At 71.4% G+C, this 14,519-nt stretch carries 13 protein-coding genes; 5 read left to right on the top strand and 8 right to left on the bottom strand.

Annotation, left to right across the window (positions count from 1 at the left end; genetic code table 11):
* The first annotated feature begins 3 nt into the window (after positions 1 to 3).
* Positions 4 to 978 carry a cyclase family protein gene (locus ACWFRJ_RS20635; RefSeq protein WP_453532557.1) on the top strand — a complete coding sequence of 325 codons (975 nt, stop codon included), beginning with the start codon at positions 4 to 6 and terminating at the stop codon, positions 976 to 978.
* A gap of 360 nt (positions 979 to 1,338) precedes the next feature.
* On the opposite strand, the gene ACWFRJ_RS20630 is transcribed toward ACWFRJ_RS20635, so the two are convergent.
* From ACWFRJ_RS20630 to ACWFRJ_RS20620, 3 genes are all read right to left on the bottom strand, one after another.
* Positions 1,339 to 1,908: an ATP-binding protein gene (locus tag ACWFRJ_RS20630; protein ID WP_453532554.1), complete on the bottom strand. Its 570-nt coding sequence runs from the start codon at positions 1,906 to 1,908 to the stop codon at positions 1,339 to 1,341.
* A gap of 441 nt (positions 1,909 to 2,349) precedes the next feature.
* On the bottom strand, positions 2,350 to 3,261 hold the full coding sequence (locus ACWFRJ_RS20625; RefSeq protein ID WP_453532551.1) for an acyl-CoA dehydrogenase family protein: 912 nt from the start codon (positions 3,259 to 3,261) through the stop codon (positions 2,350 to 2,352).
* Positions 3,262 to 3,269: 8 nt separating this feature from the next.
* Positions 3,270 to 4,436, bottom strand: a complete 1,167-nt coding sequence (locus tag ACWFRJ_RS20620; RefSeq protein ID WP_453532548.1) for an acyl-CoA dehydrogenase family protein — start codon at positions 4,434 to 4,436, stop codon at positions 3,270 to 3,272.
* Positions 4,437 to 4,644: 208 nt separating this feature from the next.
* Here ACWFRJ_RS20620 and ACWFRJ_RS20615 point away from each other — a divergent pair, with 208 nt between their 5' ends.
* Positions 4,645 to 6,282: an AMP-binding protein gene (locus tag ACWFRJ_RS20615; RefSeq protein WP_453532545.1), complete on the top strand. Its 1,638-nt coding sequence runs from the start codon at positions 4,645 to 4,647 to the stop codon at positions 6,280 to 6,282.
* A gap of 40 nt (positions 6,283 to 6,322) precedes the next feature.
* On the opposite strand, the gene ACWFRJ_RS20610 is transcribed toward ACWFRJ_RS20615, so the two are convergent.
* Positions 6,323 to 6,835, bottom strand: a complete 513-nt coding sequence (locus tag ACWFRJ_RS20610) for an EF-hand domain-containing protein (protein ID WP_453532542.1) — start codon at positions 6,833 to 6,835, stop codon at positions 6,323 to 6,325.
* A 201-nt stretch (positions 6,836 to 7,036) separates the two neighbouring features.
* Positions 7,037 to 7,411: an STAS domain-containing protein gene (locus ACWFRJ_RS20605; RefSeq protein WP_383271439.1), complete on the bottom strand. Its 375-nt coding sequence runs from the start codon at positions 7,409 to 7,411 to the stop codon at positions 7,037 to 7,039.
* 285 nt (positions 7,412 to 7,696) lie between these two features.
* Here ACWFRJ_RS20605 and ACWFRJ_RS20600 point away from each other — a divergent pair, with 285 nt between their 5' ends.
* Positions 7,697 to 8,296, top strand: coding sequence for a sigma-70 family RNA polymerase sigma factor (locus tag ACWFRJ_RS20600; protein WP_453532538.1), 600 nt, complete (start codon positions 7,697 to 7,699; stop codon positions 8,294 to 8,296).
* Positions 8,293 to 9,582 carry an MDMPI N domain containing protein gene (locus ACWFRJ_RS20595; protein ID WP_453532535.1) on the top strand — a complete coding sequence of 430 codons (1,290 nt, stop codon included), beginning with the start codon at positions 8,293 to 8,295 and terminating at the stop codon, positions 9,580 to 9,582. The genes ACWFRJ_RS20600 and ACWFRJ_RS20595 overlap by 4 nt, the downstream gene beginning before the upstream one ends.
* Before the next feature lie 52 nt (positions 9,583 to 9,634).
* On the opposite strand, the gene purU is transcribed toward ACWFRJ_RS20595, so the two are convergent.
* Positions 9,635 to 10,519, bottom strand: a complete 885-nt coding sequence (gene purU, locus ACWFRJ_RS20590) for a formyltetrahydrofolate deformylase (protein WP_453532532.1) — start codon at positions 10,517 to 10,519, stop codon at positions 9,635 to 9,637.
* Between the two features lie 121 nt (positions 10,520 to 10,640).
* Complete coding sequence (locus tag ACWFRJ_RS20585; RefSeq protein ID WP_453532529.1) at positions 10,641 to 11,144, bottom strand: SCO4402 family protein; 504 nt, start codon at positions 11,142 to 11,144, stop codon at positions 10,641 to 10,643.
* Between the two features lie 111 nt (positions 11,145 to 11,255).
* On the opposite strand from ACWFRJ_RS20585, the gene ACWFRJ_RS20580 reads away from it, so the two are divergent.
* Positions 11,256 to 12,530, top strand: a complete 1,275-nt coding sequence (locus ACWFRJ_RS20580; RefSeq protein ID WP_453532526.1) for an ABC transporter substrate-binding protein — start codon at positions 11,256 to 11,258, stop codon at positions 12,528 to 12,530.
* 31 nt (positions 12,531 to 12,561) lie between these two features.
* Here ACWFRJ_RS20580 and ACWFRJ_RS20575 read toward each other — a convergent pair whose 3' ends face one another.
* Positions 12,562 to 14,421: a hypothetical protein gene (locus ACWFRJ_RS20575; protein WP_453532523.1), complete on the bottom strand. Its 1,860-nt coding sequence runs from the start codon at positions 14,419 to 14,421 to the stop codon at positions 12,562 to 12,564.
* Positions 14,422 to 14,519: the final 98 nt, after the last annotated feature.

Raw genomic sequence — 14,519 nt, 5'->3', positions numbered from 1 at the left:
CCCATGTCAGACTCGGCATCCACAGGCGCGGCATCCACAGGCGCCACGAACCCAGCCCTGCCACCCGAGTTCCACGACATCGCCAAACGCGTGAACAACTGGGGCCGTTGGGGATCCGACGACGAGATCGGCACCCTCAACCTCATCACCGACGAGGTCGTGCGCGAGGCCGCCGCGACCATTCGCGCCGGTAGGCGCATTCCGCTCGCGCTTGCCCTCCAGGAAGACGGCGTCCAGACCGGCCTGATACCCGGCCGGGTCAACCCCCTCCACACGATGGTGCAGATCAATCAGGAGCTCTTCGGCCCCGGCACGGTCGCCACCAGCGACGACGCGGTCACGATGGGACTGCAGACGGCCACCCACTGGGACGCCCTCACTCACGCGTCACACTCGGGGAAGATCTACAACGGCCGCCCCGCGGACACCATCGCCGCCCACACCGGCGCCCGGTTCAGCGGCATCGACAAGGTGCCGCACCTCGTCTCACGCGGTGTCCTGCTCGACGTGGCCCGCGCCAAAGGCGTCGACCGACTGCCCGGCGATCACGCGGTGACCCCCGAAGACCTGGCGGAGGCAGAGGAGTTCGCGGGGCTCACCGTCCGCGCCGGCGACATCGTCCTCGTACGCACGGGGCAGATCCAGACCTATCTGGCGGGCGACAAGCACGCGTACGGATATCCGTCCCCCGGCCTCTCGGTCCACACCCCGGAGTGGTTCCACGCGCGGGATGTCGCGGCGGTCGCCAACGACACCCTCACCTTCGAGATCTTCCCGCCCGAGATCGAGAACCTCTGGCTGCCCGTGCACGCGCTCGACCTGGTCGAGATGGGGATGCTGCAGGGCCAGAACTGGAATCTGGAAAAGTTGTCCACAGCCTGTGCAGAAGTTTCCCGCTACAGCTTCCTGCTCTCCGCGATGCCCGAGCCGTTCGTCGGCGGCACGGGAACGCCCGTGGCCCCGGTCGCGGTGCTGTGAGTCCTGCGGGATCTGCCGCCCCGCTCCTGTGAGCCTTCGGATGGCGGCGCCCCGGCTCCCGCCCGAGCGCGTTGCCGCACGCGCCGCCATCCGGCCCCGGCGCACAGGTCCTGTCTTCTCCGGCCACGAAGGGACCGGCGCCGACGGCGACCCACATCTCGTCAAGGGCCAGGCCACAGACCACCGTCCCTCGACGTCCCCTCGCGGCGAATCGCTGCACACAAGCGTGACCAATCGGACACGGTACGTCAACACCCGTCCGGCGATTAGTGAATTATGCCGCTTTTATACCGGCCGCGCACGACCGCGCATCGTGGCACGCGGCGGCGCATGCGGGCGCCCGGCCCCGGCATGCGGAGCTCAGACCGCCTCGTACGCGACGCCCTCGTAGTCCTCGTAGTCCTCGTAGGTCGCCCCGTCGAACGCGGCCGCCCCCACGCCCGGCTCGCACCGGTCCACCTCGCACCAGATGCTCTTGCCCGCACCTTCGGCCTGCCAGCCCCAGCGGTCGGCGAGGCCTTCGACCAGTTCGAGGCCGCGGCCGTTGGTCGCGTCGCCGTCCGCGTGCCGCGGTGTCGGCGGGCGGGCGCTGGCATCGGCGACCTCGACCCTGACCGTCCCGGCCCCGGGGCCCGCCTGTGCGGACCCCGCAGCCCCCGCGGCCCCCGCGACTCCCGTGCTCCCTGCGGCCCCCGCGGCTTCCTCGGCGGCATCAGGGGCGTCCGGGAGCCGCATGCGCAGTACGGCAGGACAGCCCGTATGCACGACCGCGTTGGTGACCAACTCCGAGATCAGCAGGATCAACGTCTCGGCAAGCGGCTCGTCGACCCCTATTCCGGAACAGGCGAGCCGCGAACGCGCCCACCTGCGGGCCCGCCCCACCTCCGCGGGGTCGGGCCTGACCTCCAGCTGAACATGAAGCACCTGCACCGCTCACACCATCCGAACCGGCGGACACATCGCCTCGCGACTCCAAAGGGTCACGGAACGTGATCCCCTTGAGAGACAGCATGGTTGACGTTCAGTCACCCCAACAAGCGCTTCAGGCATATACCAGCGCGAAGGAGTACGCGTGCGGCATACTGTGCGACGCGCGCTGCGGGGGGTCGAACAGGCGGGCATACAGCCCCTTCCTGCACTGCGAGCGCTGCGCATCGCCAGGTCCGGCGCCACCTCAGGGGCAACACCGGCATGGCTCGACCTCAGAACCACTCGCATCTCACACAAGGTACCGGAGCGGAAGCCCGACTCCATGCCGTGACGAGTCACGCGTAGGACACAACCCGATATCGACGCTCCGTAGCCTCCCCCCACTTGGGGGACTCCACAAGTCGATCACTCTTCGCACAGAGGCCCCACAGGCCACAGAGTTCACAGCGCCGCCGCCAGCTCCTCCTCCGCCCGGGCCGCCGCCTGGCCGAGGCCGGCCCGCACCCAGGCCCGCTTGAGATGCAGATGCACATCGGCTTCCCAGGTGAACCCCATCCCGCCGTGCACCTGAAGACAGTCCCGCGCGCCCCGCACCGCCGCCTCGTCGGCGAGCAGCTTGGCCGCCGCGATCTCCAGTACGTCTGCGGTGACGGCAGCGGCGTACACGGCGGCACGGGCGACCTCGACGCGGACCAGCATCTGCGCGCAGAGGTGCTTGACGGCCTGGAATGCCCCGATGGCCTGCCCGAATTGCGTACGTTCCCGGGCATACTGGACGGCCATCTCGCAGGTCTTCCCCGCACTGCCCAACTGCTCGGCGGCGATCAGCAGATCCGCCTCCGCCACTGCGCCCGCCCCCGCCCCCGGGATCGCCGCCCCTCCGCCACCGGGCACCCGGTGCAGCGGCGTCAGCGGATCGACGGACCGCAGCGGAACGGCGCCGGAGACATCCCCCCGGACCACGTCCGCCTCATCCAGCCAGGGAACGAGCCCGCCGCCGAGCCCGCCGGACACGGCCGTCACCACGACCGTCCCCCGATCCGCCCCCGCGACATCCCCGGCCGCGAGGAACGTGGCCACCAGCGGCCCGGGAAGCAACGCCCGCCCCGCCTCCTCGAAGGCCAACACGGCCTCCGGAAGCCCGAGTCCGACCCCGCCCTCCCCCTCAGGCACCCGCAGCGAGAAGAACCCGGCGTCCCCGAGCTCCCGCCAGAGGGCCCTGTCGAGCGAGGCAACCCGATCCCCGGAGGAGTCCGCGGCGGCCCGCAGCGCGCCCGCGTCGAACCGCCCCTCCAAGATCTCCCGCATCCCGCCCCTCAACGCCAGCTGATCATCCGAGAGTTGGAAGTCCATACGAACCCTCACCGCCCCTTCGGAAGGCCGAGTATCCGCTCGGCCACGATGTTCTGCTGGATCTGCGAGGTACCGGCGGCGATCGTGTACGAGAGGGCGGAGAGCCGGTCCAGGGTCCACTCGTGGCCCAGGTCGAGCGCGCCGGGGCCGAGGACCTCGCCCGCGGCCTCGTACAGCTCCTGCCGTGCGTGCGAGTACCGCAGCTTGAAGACGGATCCGCCCACTCCCGGCACACCGCCCCCCGCCCGCTGCGACTCACTGACGTTCCACTGCGTGAGCCGCCACAGCGCACCGAACTCCGCGCTCAGCCTGCCGAGCCTGCGGCGCAGGACCGCGTCGTCCCAGCGCCCGTTCTTGCGGGCCTCGCGGGCCAGATCGCCAAGGACGCGGCGGCAGGCGACGACCTCCCCCACGAAGGCCGTCCCGCGCTCGTACGACAGCGTCACCATCGTCACGCGCCAGCCGTCGTTCTCCGCGCCGACCCGGTTCGCGACGGGCACCCGCACCTCGTCGAGGAACACCTCGGCGAACTCGGTCGACCCCGCGAGCGTGCGCAGCGGTCTGACCGTGATCCCGGGGGCGTCCATCGGCATCGCGAGCCAGGAGATGCCGCGGTGCTTGGGCACGTCCTCGCTCACCGGTGTCGTACGCACGAGGAGTTCGCACCAGTCGGCGACCTCCGCGTGGGATGTCCAGATCTTGGAACCGCTCACCACGTAGTCGTCGCCGTCCCGCCACGCGCGCGTGCGCAGTGACGCGAGGTCCGAGCCCGCGTCCGGCTCGCTGAATCCCTGGCACCACACCTCGTCGCCGCGCAGGACGGGCGGCAGCCATCGGGCCCGCTGCTCCGGCGTCCCTTCGGATGCGATGGTCGGGCCCGCGTGCAGCAGCCCTACGAAGCCGGCCCCCACGTAGGGCGCGCCCGCCTTCTCCGTCTCCTCCAGGTAGATGAGGTGCTGGGTGGGGGTGGCCCCACGGCCACCCGCGTCGACGGGCCAGTGCAGGCCCGCGTACCCGGCGTCGTACAGCCTGCGCTGCCAGCCCATGTCGTACGCGCGCCGCCCCGGCCAGTCCAACGGGTCTGGGCGGGCGGGTAGTTGAGGAAGCGTCCTGGCCAGCCACTCGCGCAGTCCGGCCCGGAAGGATTCCTCCTCCTCGGTGTACGTGAGGTCCACGTCAGGCCCGCCTGTCCGTCATGGTGTCTCCTCCGGCCGCCCGTCCAGTCCCACCGGGGCGGGCCACTATCTGATGACCCGTCAGACGGCAGGCTAGCTCCGCACCCCTGGACCGACAAGGCGGTGAGCCTTACGCTCTCGACACGATCTGACTGATCGTCAGCTATCCGTCTCTCATCCCGCTGGACTCCGGCCGCGAGGGGATCACATGAAGGCCTCAGGGAACGCAGTCGACGAGACCGCGCACGCGCTCGGCGCCTCCCGCACCCTCTGGGAGCTCATCGAACGCCGCGCCGCTCTCACGCCCGACGCCCCCGTCCTGATCCAGGCGTCCGCAGGTCAGGGCGGCCCCGCCGACGACCGGCGCCTGACCTTCGGCGAGCTGCGCGACCGGTGCGAACGCGTGGCCGCCGGGCTCTACGAGAGGGGCGTACGCCCCGGCACCGTCGTGGCCTGGCAGCTGCCCACCCGCATCGAGACCGCCCTGCTCTCCTTCGCGCTCGCCCGTATCGGCGCGGTCCAGTCGCCGGTCATCCCCTTCTACCGCGACCGCGAAGTCGGCTTCGCACTACGGGAGTCGAAGGCCGAGTTCTTCGCCGTGCCGGGGGTGTGGCGCGGCTTCGACCACACGGAGATGGCGCGGCGGCTCGGCGCGCGTGGCGTCTTCGAGGCGTACGCGTACGACGACCTGCCGGACGCCGACCCCTCCGTACTGCCCCCGCCGCCCTCCGACGGCACGTCGGTGCGCTGGATCTACTGGACCTCGGGCACGACGTCCGACCCCAAGGGTGTGCTGCACACGGACCGTTCACTGATAGCGGGCGGCTCGTGTCTCGCGCACGCGCTGCATCTGTCGGCGGACGACGTCGGCTCGATGGCGTTCCCCTTCGCGCACATCGCGGGCCCCGACTACACGGTGATGCTGCTCCTGTACGGCTTCCCCGCGGTGATGTTCGAGTACTTCGCGCTGCCGGACGCGCTCGACGGCTACCGGCGGCACGGCGTGACGGTGGCGGGCGGGTCGACCGCGTTCTACTCGATGTTCCTCACCGAGCAGCGAAAGCTCGTGGAGCAGGGCAAGCTCGCGCCGGGCGAGAAGGTCATCCCGACCCTGCGCCTCCTCGCGGGCGGCGGTGCGCCGAAGCCGCCGGAGATCTACCACGCGGTCGTACGGGAGATGGGCTGCCAGCTCACCCACGGCTACGGCATGACCGAGGTGCCGATGATCACCATGGGTGCGCCGGACGACACCGCCGAGAACCTGGCGACGACGGAAGGTCTGCCGCCCCGGGGGATGGAGATCCGGGTCACGGACGCCGAGGGCAAGGAGGTGCCCGCCGGGGTCGACGGCGAGGTGCGGCTGCGCGGCGAGGCCGTCTGCCAGGGGTACGTGGACCCCGAGCAGAGTGCGGGGGTCTTCGACGCGGACGGCTTCCTGATCACGGGTGACCTGGGGCACGTACGGGCGACGGGGCATCTCGTCCTGACAGGACGGGCCAAGGACATCATCATCCGCAAGGGCGAGAACATCTCCGCGAAGGAGATCGAGGACCTGCTCCACCGGCATCCGGCCGTGCAGGACGCGGCGGTGATCGGCCTCCCTGACCCCGAACGGGGGGAACGGGTCTGCGCGGTGATCGAGGAGCGACCGGCGGGCGGCCTGCGCTCGGCGGGCGACGAGGTGCCCGCCCTGACCCTGGAGTCCGTGACGGCGTATCTGCGCGGGGAGGGGCTCTCCACGTACAAGCTGCCGGAGCAACTGGAGTTGGTGGAGGCCCTTCCCCGTAACGAGACGTTGCGCAAGGTGCTCAAGTACAAGCTGCGGGAGCGGTTCGCGCCGAGCTAGCCGACCCGGTCGGCCCGGCTCGCTCAGGAACTGGGCACACTCACTCAGGAACCGTGAAGTACGCCGCGAACGCCGCGACGATGTCCTCCTCCGTCACGCGCCCGTCCCCGTCCGTGTCGAGCGAGCCGCCCGCGGCGCTCGCGATGTCCTGCGGGACACCGAGGGCCTTCAGGACGCGCTCGACCTCGCCGGGGCTGACGGCGCCGTCCCCGTCGCCGTCCGCGACCGCGATCACGGCGTCCAGGAACGGGCGTGCGATCTCGGCGAACCGGGCCGGGTTGTCCCGCAGGCGCTTCACGGCACCGCCCACGAACTCGGGCTTGGTGATCCGCTGATCGCCGTCACGGTCGGCGATCCCGGCCATGCCCTGCCAGAAGGCCTCGGCCCCGATGTAGAGGGACTGGCCCTTCTCGGAGCGTGCCGTCGCGCCGAACTCGGTGAGCAGGGCGGCGGCCGCCGTGCTGAAGTCCTCACGGGAGATGTAGCCATTGCCATCTTGATCGAAGGTGGCGAAACGGGCCGCGATCTTACGCTCGTACTCGGCACTGTCCATGGTGTTCGGGCCGCCTCACTTCTGCGGTTGGGTGCGTGTGCACAGGGAGTTCCCCGGGTGTCTCTGGCAGCGAGCGTACGTCTTCGGCGACCGCCCGGAGGCGGGAAGCCGACGCTTGTGCCAAGACCGGAACAAGAGAGGTTGTACCAGGGGCCGTTCCCTGATGATCTTTTGGGTCCGCCTCGGCCTCGGGCGGGGGCGTCACGCGGAGAGCGGGATCGCCTCGTCGTCGACCGCCGCCGTCACGTCCGGGAAGACCTCGAAGAGTCGGCGTACGCCGAGGGCCGCGAAGACGCGGTTCACGTGGGAGCCGTCCTCGGCGCCCTTCGCGGGCAGGATCAGGCGCAGGCGGCCCTGACAGGAGCGGAACAGGCGGCGCGTGGCTATCAGTACGCCGACGCCGCTGGAATCGCAGAACAGGACGTCGGAGAGGTCGAGGACGAGGCTGTGGCGACCGTCGGCCACCGCGTCGTGCACGCGCTGGCGCACGATGGGCGAGGTCACCAGGTCCATTTCGCCGGACACCCGCAGAACGGCCCAGCCGTCCTGCTCGTCCACCGCCACCTGCAGCGTCACTCGCACGCCTCCCGCTCGCTGATACCGCTCGCTCGTAGCTCGGCCCGCCTATACGGAAGCCTTGCCTACGCTTCCTGCGTACGTCGCGGCTGCCCCGGCTCTTCCCCATGAAACACCAGGAACGTCTTTCCCTATCATCCGAGACGGGGCGGCGGCGCACTTTGCCGCAAAGGGAGTGCGTTGTCGGTGGTGGCGACTACATTCGATGGAGAGTTTCGATTCGAACGTCGCAGACACGGGCAAGAGCTGTCGGCACGGGCAAGGAACGGCACGCGAGGGGGCCGCATGACGAAGGACGCGCCGCGTCGCTGGGACCGTCGCATGCAGCAGCGGCTCGCGCACGGGGAAGCAGCCGCGCTCGGCGAGCTGTACGACCGCTTCGCCTCCCTCGTGCACGGCCTCGCCCACCGCGTGCTCGGCGACGAGGACGCCGCCGACCGGCTCACCCGCGAGGTCTTCACCCACATCTGGGAGAACCCCGACGCGTACGACCCCAAACAAGGCCCCCTGCGCTCCTACGTCGCCACGCTCACCCACCAGCGGGCCGTACGGCGGCTGCGCCAGACCGAGGCCGCAGCCCTGGCCCGCGGCGGCGAGGGCACCACGGAGGACCTGGAGCGCAAGGTGCGCCGCGCCTCCGCAGCCGCCCGCGCGGACTACATCGTCACGGCCATGCCCGCACCGCTGCGCGCCGCCCTGGAGCTCGCCTACTTCCAGCGGCGCGACTACCGCCAGACGGCGGCCGATCTCGGCGTGACGGAGGACGAGGCGCGGCGCCGCCTCCGCCTGGGCCTGCAACTGCTCTCCACCGCGAACGACGTGGCGGGCCCCGCGGAACCGCACCCCGCACCGGGCCCGCCCCCCGGTTACGGGAGAGCGCTGTGAACGGCCCCGACCGGCAGGAACCGTTCGAGGACCCGGACCGGGGCGAGCAGCGGGACGCCCGCAGGCCGCCCCGTATACCGCTCCCCCGCACCTCCATAGAGGACACCGGCGCCCCCTTGCCCGCCCCTCCCGTCGCCCTCACCCCCGCCCTCGACCACCGCGTCCTGAAGTCCCTCCTCGGAGCCTGGGCGCTCGCGGCCTGCTCGGTCGACGAGGCCATGGCCGTCGAGGAGCACCTGGGGCACTGCGGGCCCTGCGCGGAAGAGGCCCTGCGGCTGCGCGACGCGGTGGGCCTGCTGCACCAGGAGGAGAGCCTCGACCTCGACCCGAGCCTGCGCAACCGCGTCATCGAGAGCTGCCTCGGCCGACGCCCGCCACGCATCCCGGTGCCCGAGTGGGCCATGCCGTACGACGCCGAGACCGCGCGGCTCGACGCGCTGCTCCGCGACATCGGCGAATCGGAGTGGCACGCCCCGGTGGACCTCCGGTGGTTCGACAAGGACCAGCAGGTCAGCCGCAGGACGACGGTGGCCGGGGTGATCGCGCACCTCCTCGCCGTCGACGGCCTGGTCGCGCTCGCTCTCGGCCTCGACGACCCGCTGGGCAGGGAGGGCACACAGCCCTCCGACCCCAGCCGCCGCACCGAGGCGTACTGGAGCGCCTCGTACTTCCCGCCCACCCGCGGAGTGCGCGGCCCCTGGCGCGAGCAGACCCACGAGCTGATCCGCACGGTGTCCTTCACGGCAGGCGGCGCGTACGGCCCCGGCTCGGGCCGCCTCAGCGTTCCGTACAGCGCCCCGGACGACGAGGGCCGCCGCGTCCAACTGCCGCTGCGGGACTCGATGCTCGACCGCGCCTTCGAGTGCTGGATCCACGCGGGCGACATCGCCGACGCCGTGGACTATCCCTACGAGCCGCCGTCCCCGCGCCATCTGCACCGCATGATCGACCTCGCCGCCCGGCTGCTCCCCGGCACCCTCGCCGAACGCCGTCGCTCGGGTCTCGCCGACCCGGCGCACGGCCTGGTGGCGGCGGGCGCTCCCGGCCGGAGCCTGCGCCTGGAGATCGAGGGCATGGGCGGCGGCGAGTGGTTCATCCCGCTCGACTCCCCCGGCGCCGACGCGTCGGCCGACCGCGAGGTGGCCCATGTCGCCCTTGACGGCGTCGAGTTCTGCCGCCTGGCCGCGGGCCACGTGTCTCCCCAGGAGGCGGCGGCGGGACAGGACGGGGACCGCAAGGCGATCAAGGACGTACTGTTCGCGGCGGCGTCGCTGAGCCGTATGTAGTCGCTGAGCCGTATGTAGAGAGCCCGGCGGAGAGCCCGGCAGGGAGCCGTCGCTAGGCGAAGACGACCGTGCGGTGGCCGTTCAGCAGGATCCTGCGCTCGGCGTGCCACTTCACGGCCCGCGCGAGCGCCTGGCACTCCACGTCGCGGCCGATCGCGACCAGCTGGTTCGGCGTGACGTCGTGGCCGACCCGCTCGACCTCCTGCTCGATGATCGGGCCCTCGTCGAGGTCCGCCGTCACATAGTGCGCGGTCGCGCCGATCAGCTTCACACCGCGCGCGTGCGCCTGGTGGTAGGGCTTCGCGCCCTTGAAGCTCGGCAGGAAGGAGTGGTGGATGTTGATGATCCGGCCGCTGAGCTGCTTGCAGAAGTCGTCCGAGAGCACCTGCATATAGCGGGCGAGGACGACGAGCTCCACGTTCTCGCCGCGCACGACCTCCAGGATCTGCGCCTCGGCCTGCGCCTTGTTGTCCTTGGTCACCGGGATGTGGTGGAAGGGGATGCCGTACGAGCCGACCAGCTCGGCGAAGTCCGTGTGGTTGGAGACGACCGCCGCGATCTCGACCGGCAGCGCGCCGATCCGCGAACGGAACAGCAGGTCGTTCAGGCAGTGCCCGAACTTCGACACCAGGAGCACGACGCGCATCTTGTCGTCGGCGCGGCCCAGCTGCCAGTCCATGTGGAAGGAGTCGCCGATCGCCGCGAAGCTCGCCCGCAGCTTCTCCACCGTCACCGGGGGCTCGGCGGAGAAGTGGACGCGCATGAAGAAGAGACCGGTGTCGCGGTCGCCGAACTGCTGGCTGTCCTCGATGTTGCACCCGGTCATGAAGAGGTAACTCGACACGGCGTGCACGATGCCCTGCTTGTCCGGGCAGGAGAGGGTGAGGACGTACTGCTCAGCGGGGTCGGCGGACGCGGCGACGGACGGCTCGTTCATGCGCCCAAGGTTCCCACAACCGACACCTACCGCGGACCGAGCCCCGTAAGGGGCGCGGGGCTGTGGCATATGCGGCTCCGCCGCGTGGGCGCGACAAGCCCCCACCGGCCCGCAGGTGCGCTCAACCTGCGGTCCTCGTCATGATCCGAAGGATCTCAAGGGTCCGGGGCGGCACATCCGGCTCCTCGCCATCGCTCACGGAGAGCCGCACATGAGCCTCCCGAGCCGCCCGGACCGCCTCGGGCCAGCCCGGGTGATCCAGATAGGCGGAGACCAACGCGTCCGGCCCCACCTCGTGCATGATCCGCAAGACCCGCAGCACCGCCGCGTCGACGAGAGCCGCCTCCTCCGCGTCACGGAAGATCGTCCCGACGTACTTCTCGGCGGACCAGTTGTCGAGCCACGTGTCCTCGACCAGGCGGTATACGGCGTCGGTCACGTCCCCGTACTCATCGCGCCCGGCGAGCCAGCACTCACGCTGGAACCCCGGGTCGGAGAGCATGTGCAGCGCCGAGCGCACGTTGCTGCGCCAGCGCCACCACGGCATGTCGTTCGTTGGCATGCCGCCCATGGTGCTTGAGCGACTGCCGCGACGGGAAGAGTTCTCCGAACCTTGCACGGTCATCGATCGTACGTTCCCCTTTCGCGCAGCCGAATCGGCCCCTGCCATTCACCTTCTTGTCACCATGCGTTGAGAGCGCGTCACTCCATGGTTGGCGCTGCGGCGGAATGGTGCATGACCATGCCCGTCTCGCGACGCACCTTGCTCTCCCGCCCCTCCAGAACCGCGTCCCTCACCGCCCTGGTGGCGGTGTGTGCGTCCCTGACCGCCGCGTGCGGGGTCATCCCTGGTTCCACGGGGGGATCCAGGGAGGACCCCGTGACCGTCATGACCTGGGCCCCCGAGAAGACCAAGGCGACCAACAAGCCCGGCATCCCCGCGATGGCACAGGCCTATGCGCGCTGGGTCAACGCGAACGGCGGGCTCGACGGCCACAAGCTCAAGGTCATCACCTGCAACGACCACAACGACCCGGTGGGCGCCGCCGACTGCGCCCGCGAGGCGGTCGACAAGGAGGTCGCGGCCGTCGTCGGCTCCTACAGCCAGCACGGCCAGTCCTTCCTCTCCCCCCTCCAGGTCGCCGGCATCCCCTACATCGGCGGATACGGCGTCACGGACGAGGAGTTCAGCAGCCCCCTGTCGTACCCCGTCAACGGCGGCCAGCCGGCACTCATGGCGGGCAACGGCAGGCAGCTCGCCGCCCGCTGCGAGCGCGTCTCCCTCGTACGCCCCGACACGATCGCCGGCGACGATCTCCACAGGCTCCTGGACGCGGGCCTCACCGAGGGCCACCGGAGGCCCTCCGCCGACATCCGGGCGCCCGAGGACGGCACCGACTTCACGGCCCAGGCCGAGCAGGCGCTGGACCGCGCGGGCACCGGCGGCTGTGTGACGGCGGCGCTCGGCGAGCGCACGGACACGTTCTACGACTCCTACCGGCGCACCCGGGACGCGTACCCGACCACGAAGATCTCCTCCGTGCTCGGCAGCATCGACCAGTCCCTCATCGACCGCACGGGCGGCGGCGAAGGACCGTACGAAGGCGCCTACGTCACCAGCTGGTACCCGGCGGCGAGCGATGCCCGCTGGGACGAGATGCGCGAGGCCATCCGCGAGCAGGCCTTCGGCGACAACCGGGTCGACCCGACGGACGCGGGCGTGCAGACGACGTGGATCGCTTACACCGTCCTGAAGAAGGCCGTCGAGTCGCTCGACGGCGGCGAGGTCTCGTCACGGACGCTGCGGCGGGCCCTCGACCGGGGGCTCAAGGTCGAGACGGGCGGTCTCACGCCCACCTTGAGCTGGCGCTTCAAGGACATGCTCGCGGCCAGTGACTTCCCGCGCCTGATCAACGCCGACGTCACGTTCCAGGAGGTGCGGGACGGCCGTCTGGTGCCCGCGCGGAAGGGCTTCGTGAACGTCTCGAAGACCCTGGAGCGGGTGAAGTGACCCGCTCCCGGCGCTCGTCCCGCCGCTCTTCCTACAGCTGCGACTTGTCGCGGGTGGTGAGCCCGTACTGCTTGGCGACGGCGTTCCACAGCTCGGCCGCTTCCTGCTTGGCCGTGGTCGCCTCGCCGCTCGACTTGTTCCCCGCGACCGCCTGCGCCGTCCCGCGGGCGTGGCCCTTCCTGCAGCCCTTCTTGCCCGCGACCTGACCCGCCCACGCGGCGTAGTGGTTGTCGGCCGCGGCGGACGCCTTCCAGGCCTTGGTGAGGGACGCGGTCAGCTGGGCGTGGGCCGGGAGCTTGTCCACGGAGAGCTCCGAGAGGCTCGTGACCAGGCCGTTGCGCTGCTTGGCCGCGTTGCGCAGATCGGTGGCCGACTGACCGAGGTTGTCGCACTTTCCTACGTTGCGTACGGCGGCGATCACCGAGTCGCGGCTGTTGTTGCTGTCGGCGAGGAGCTTGTCCAGGGCGACTGCCTGCTCCTTGGCGGGGTCGACGGAGGGCGACGGTTTCTCGTCGGACGGCGCGGAGTCGGAGACGGTCTTGGGGTTGTCCTTCTCCTCGTCGCCGCCGCCGCTGAGGAGGGCGCCCGCTCCGACGCCGATCAGCGCGATGGCGACACCGATGGCCGCGAAGAGCGGCACCTTCGAGCCGGTGCGGCCCCCGCCGCGCGAGGCGGGAGCGGCGGCAGCGGCACGGCGCGCCGCACGGCCTCCGCCTCCGCCGTCGCCGTGCGCCTGTGCCTGGAACTGGCCCTGGGCCTGGCCCTGGCCGGCGGGCTGCGGCGGCTCGAAGCGGGGCATCTGCTGGGTCGACGCGGGGCCTTCGGGCTCCGGCTGCTCGGTGCGGAAGAGGCTGTCGAACTCGGCGGGCGGCTGCCGGTCACCCGGGGCGCCCGGCCGTATCCCGAAGGGCGCCTTGCCGGGCTCGGCGGGCACGGGGGGTATGAACTGCGTGGGCTCGCTGTCGGAACCGGCCGCGGGGGGCATGGGCGCGCCCGGCATGGGTCCGTGTCCCAGGAACTGCGTGGCATCTCCGGCGGGCGCCTCGGGCGGCAGGGCGCCGGGAGCCACGGGGGGTATGTACTGCGTGGCGCCTTCGTCGACCCCGGCGCCGTTGCCGGGCATCGCCGGTATGTACTGCGTGGCGTCCGCGTCACCCGGGGCGGCGGGCGGAAGCGGTGCGACGCCTCCCGCTACGGGCGGAAGCGGTGCGCCCGCGCCGCCGGAGCCGGGGCCGGGGCCGCCGGAACCGGAGCTGCCCGGGGGAAGTTGCCCTGCCTGGACGGCGGGCGGCAGCTGACCTGCCTGCTGCTGGCCCGCGTAGGGCCCGTCAGCGGCCTGCGGGCCCGCGTGCTGCCCCGCGTGCCGACCGCCCTGGGCCTGGCCCGCGTACGGGCCGCTCTGGGGCCCGCTCTGGGGCCCGCTCTGGGGCCCGTAGGAAGCGCCCTGCGCCTGGCCCCCGTACGAAGCGTCCGGAGGGTAGGAAGCGTCCGAGTGCTGACCCCCGTGCCCCCCGTAGGACTGCTGGCCCCCATAAGACTGCTGGCCACCGTAGGAAGGGCCCTGCCCATAGCCCTGGTGATGCTGCGGCTGATACGGCTGCTGATGAGGCTGCTGCGTGCCCTCGGCGGGCAGCGGGGTGCCCGCGCCGTACGACTGCTGCTGGCCGGCCGGGGAGTCCCACGCCTGGCCGGAGCCGGGCGGCGGGTCCGCCGGGGCCGGGCCCCACGGCTGGCCCCAGGGGCTGCCGCCGGGAGGGGCCACCTGGTCGCCGGTGGTGCCGGGCATCAACGGCTCGCTTCCGTCGGCAGGCAGCACGATGCCTTCGTGCGCGTGCCGGTCCGCGGGGTGCGGATCGGAGGAAGCGGCGCCATGCCCGCTCTGCTGCGTCACCGGGACTCCTACGTATGGGGGAACCTACGGAACCGTCGGCTCACGCTACCGGGTCCCCACAGCCGTCTGCCACGCAGCTCAAACCTCCATGGCCGCTT

Source organism: Streptomyces sp. NPDC055239, assembly GCF_053606205.1.
Note: the sequence above shows the minus strand (reverse complement) of the source record. Positions and strands in the feature narration are given on the sequence as shown.

Bases quoted from the DNA above. Each gene is read 5' to 3' on its own strand.
- ACWFRJ_RS20610 (WP_453532542.1), bottom strand. From the start codon at position 6,835: ATGGACAGTGCCGAGTACGAGCGTAAGATCGCGGCCCGTTTCGCCACC.
- ACWFRJ_RS20615 (WP_453532545.1), top strand. From the start codon at position 4,645: ATGAAGGCCTCAGGGAACGCAGTCGACGAGACCGCGCACGCGCTCGGC.
- ACWFRJ_RS20635 (WP_453532557.1), top strand. From the start codon at position 4: ATGTCAGACTCGGCATCCACAGGCGCGGCATCCACAGGCGCCACGAAC.
- ACWFRJ_RS20580 (WP_453532526.1), top strand. From the start codon at position 11,256: ATGACCATGCCCGTCTCGCGACGCACCTTGCTCTCCCGCCCCTCCAGA.
- ACWFRJ_RS20625 (WP_453532551.1), bottom strand. From the start codon at position 3,261: ATGGACTTCCAACTCTCGGATGATCAGCTGGCGTTGAGGGGCGGGATG.
- purU (WP_453532532.1), bottom strand. From the start codon at position 10,519: ATGAACGAGCCGTCCGTCGCCGCGTCCGCCGACCCCGCTGAGCAGTAC.
- ACWFRJ_RS20600 (WP_453532538.1), top strand. From the start codon at position 7,697: ATGACGAAGGACGCGCCGCGTCGCTGGGACCGTCGCATGCAGCAGCGG.
- ACWFRJ_RS20585 (WP_453532529.1), bottom strand. From the start codon at position 11,144: ATGACCGTGCAAGGTTCGGAGAACTCTTCCCGTCGCGGCAGTCGCTCA.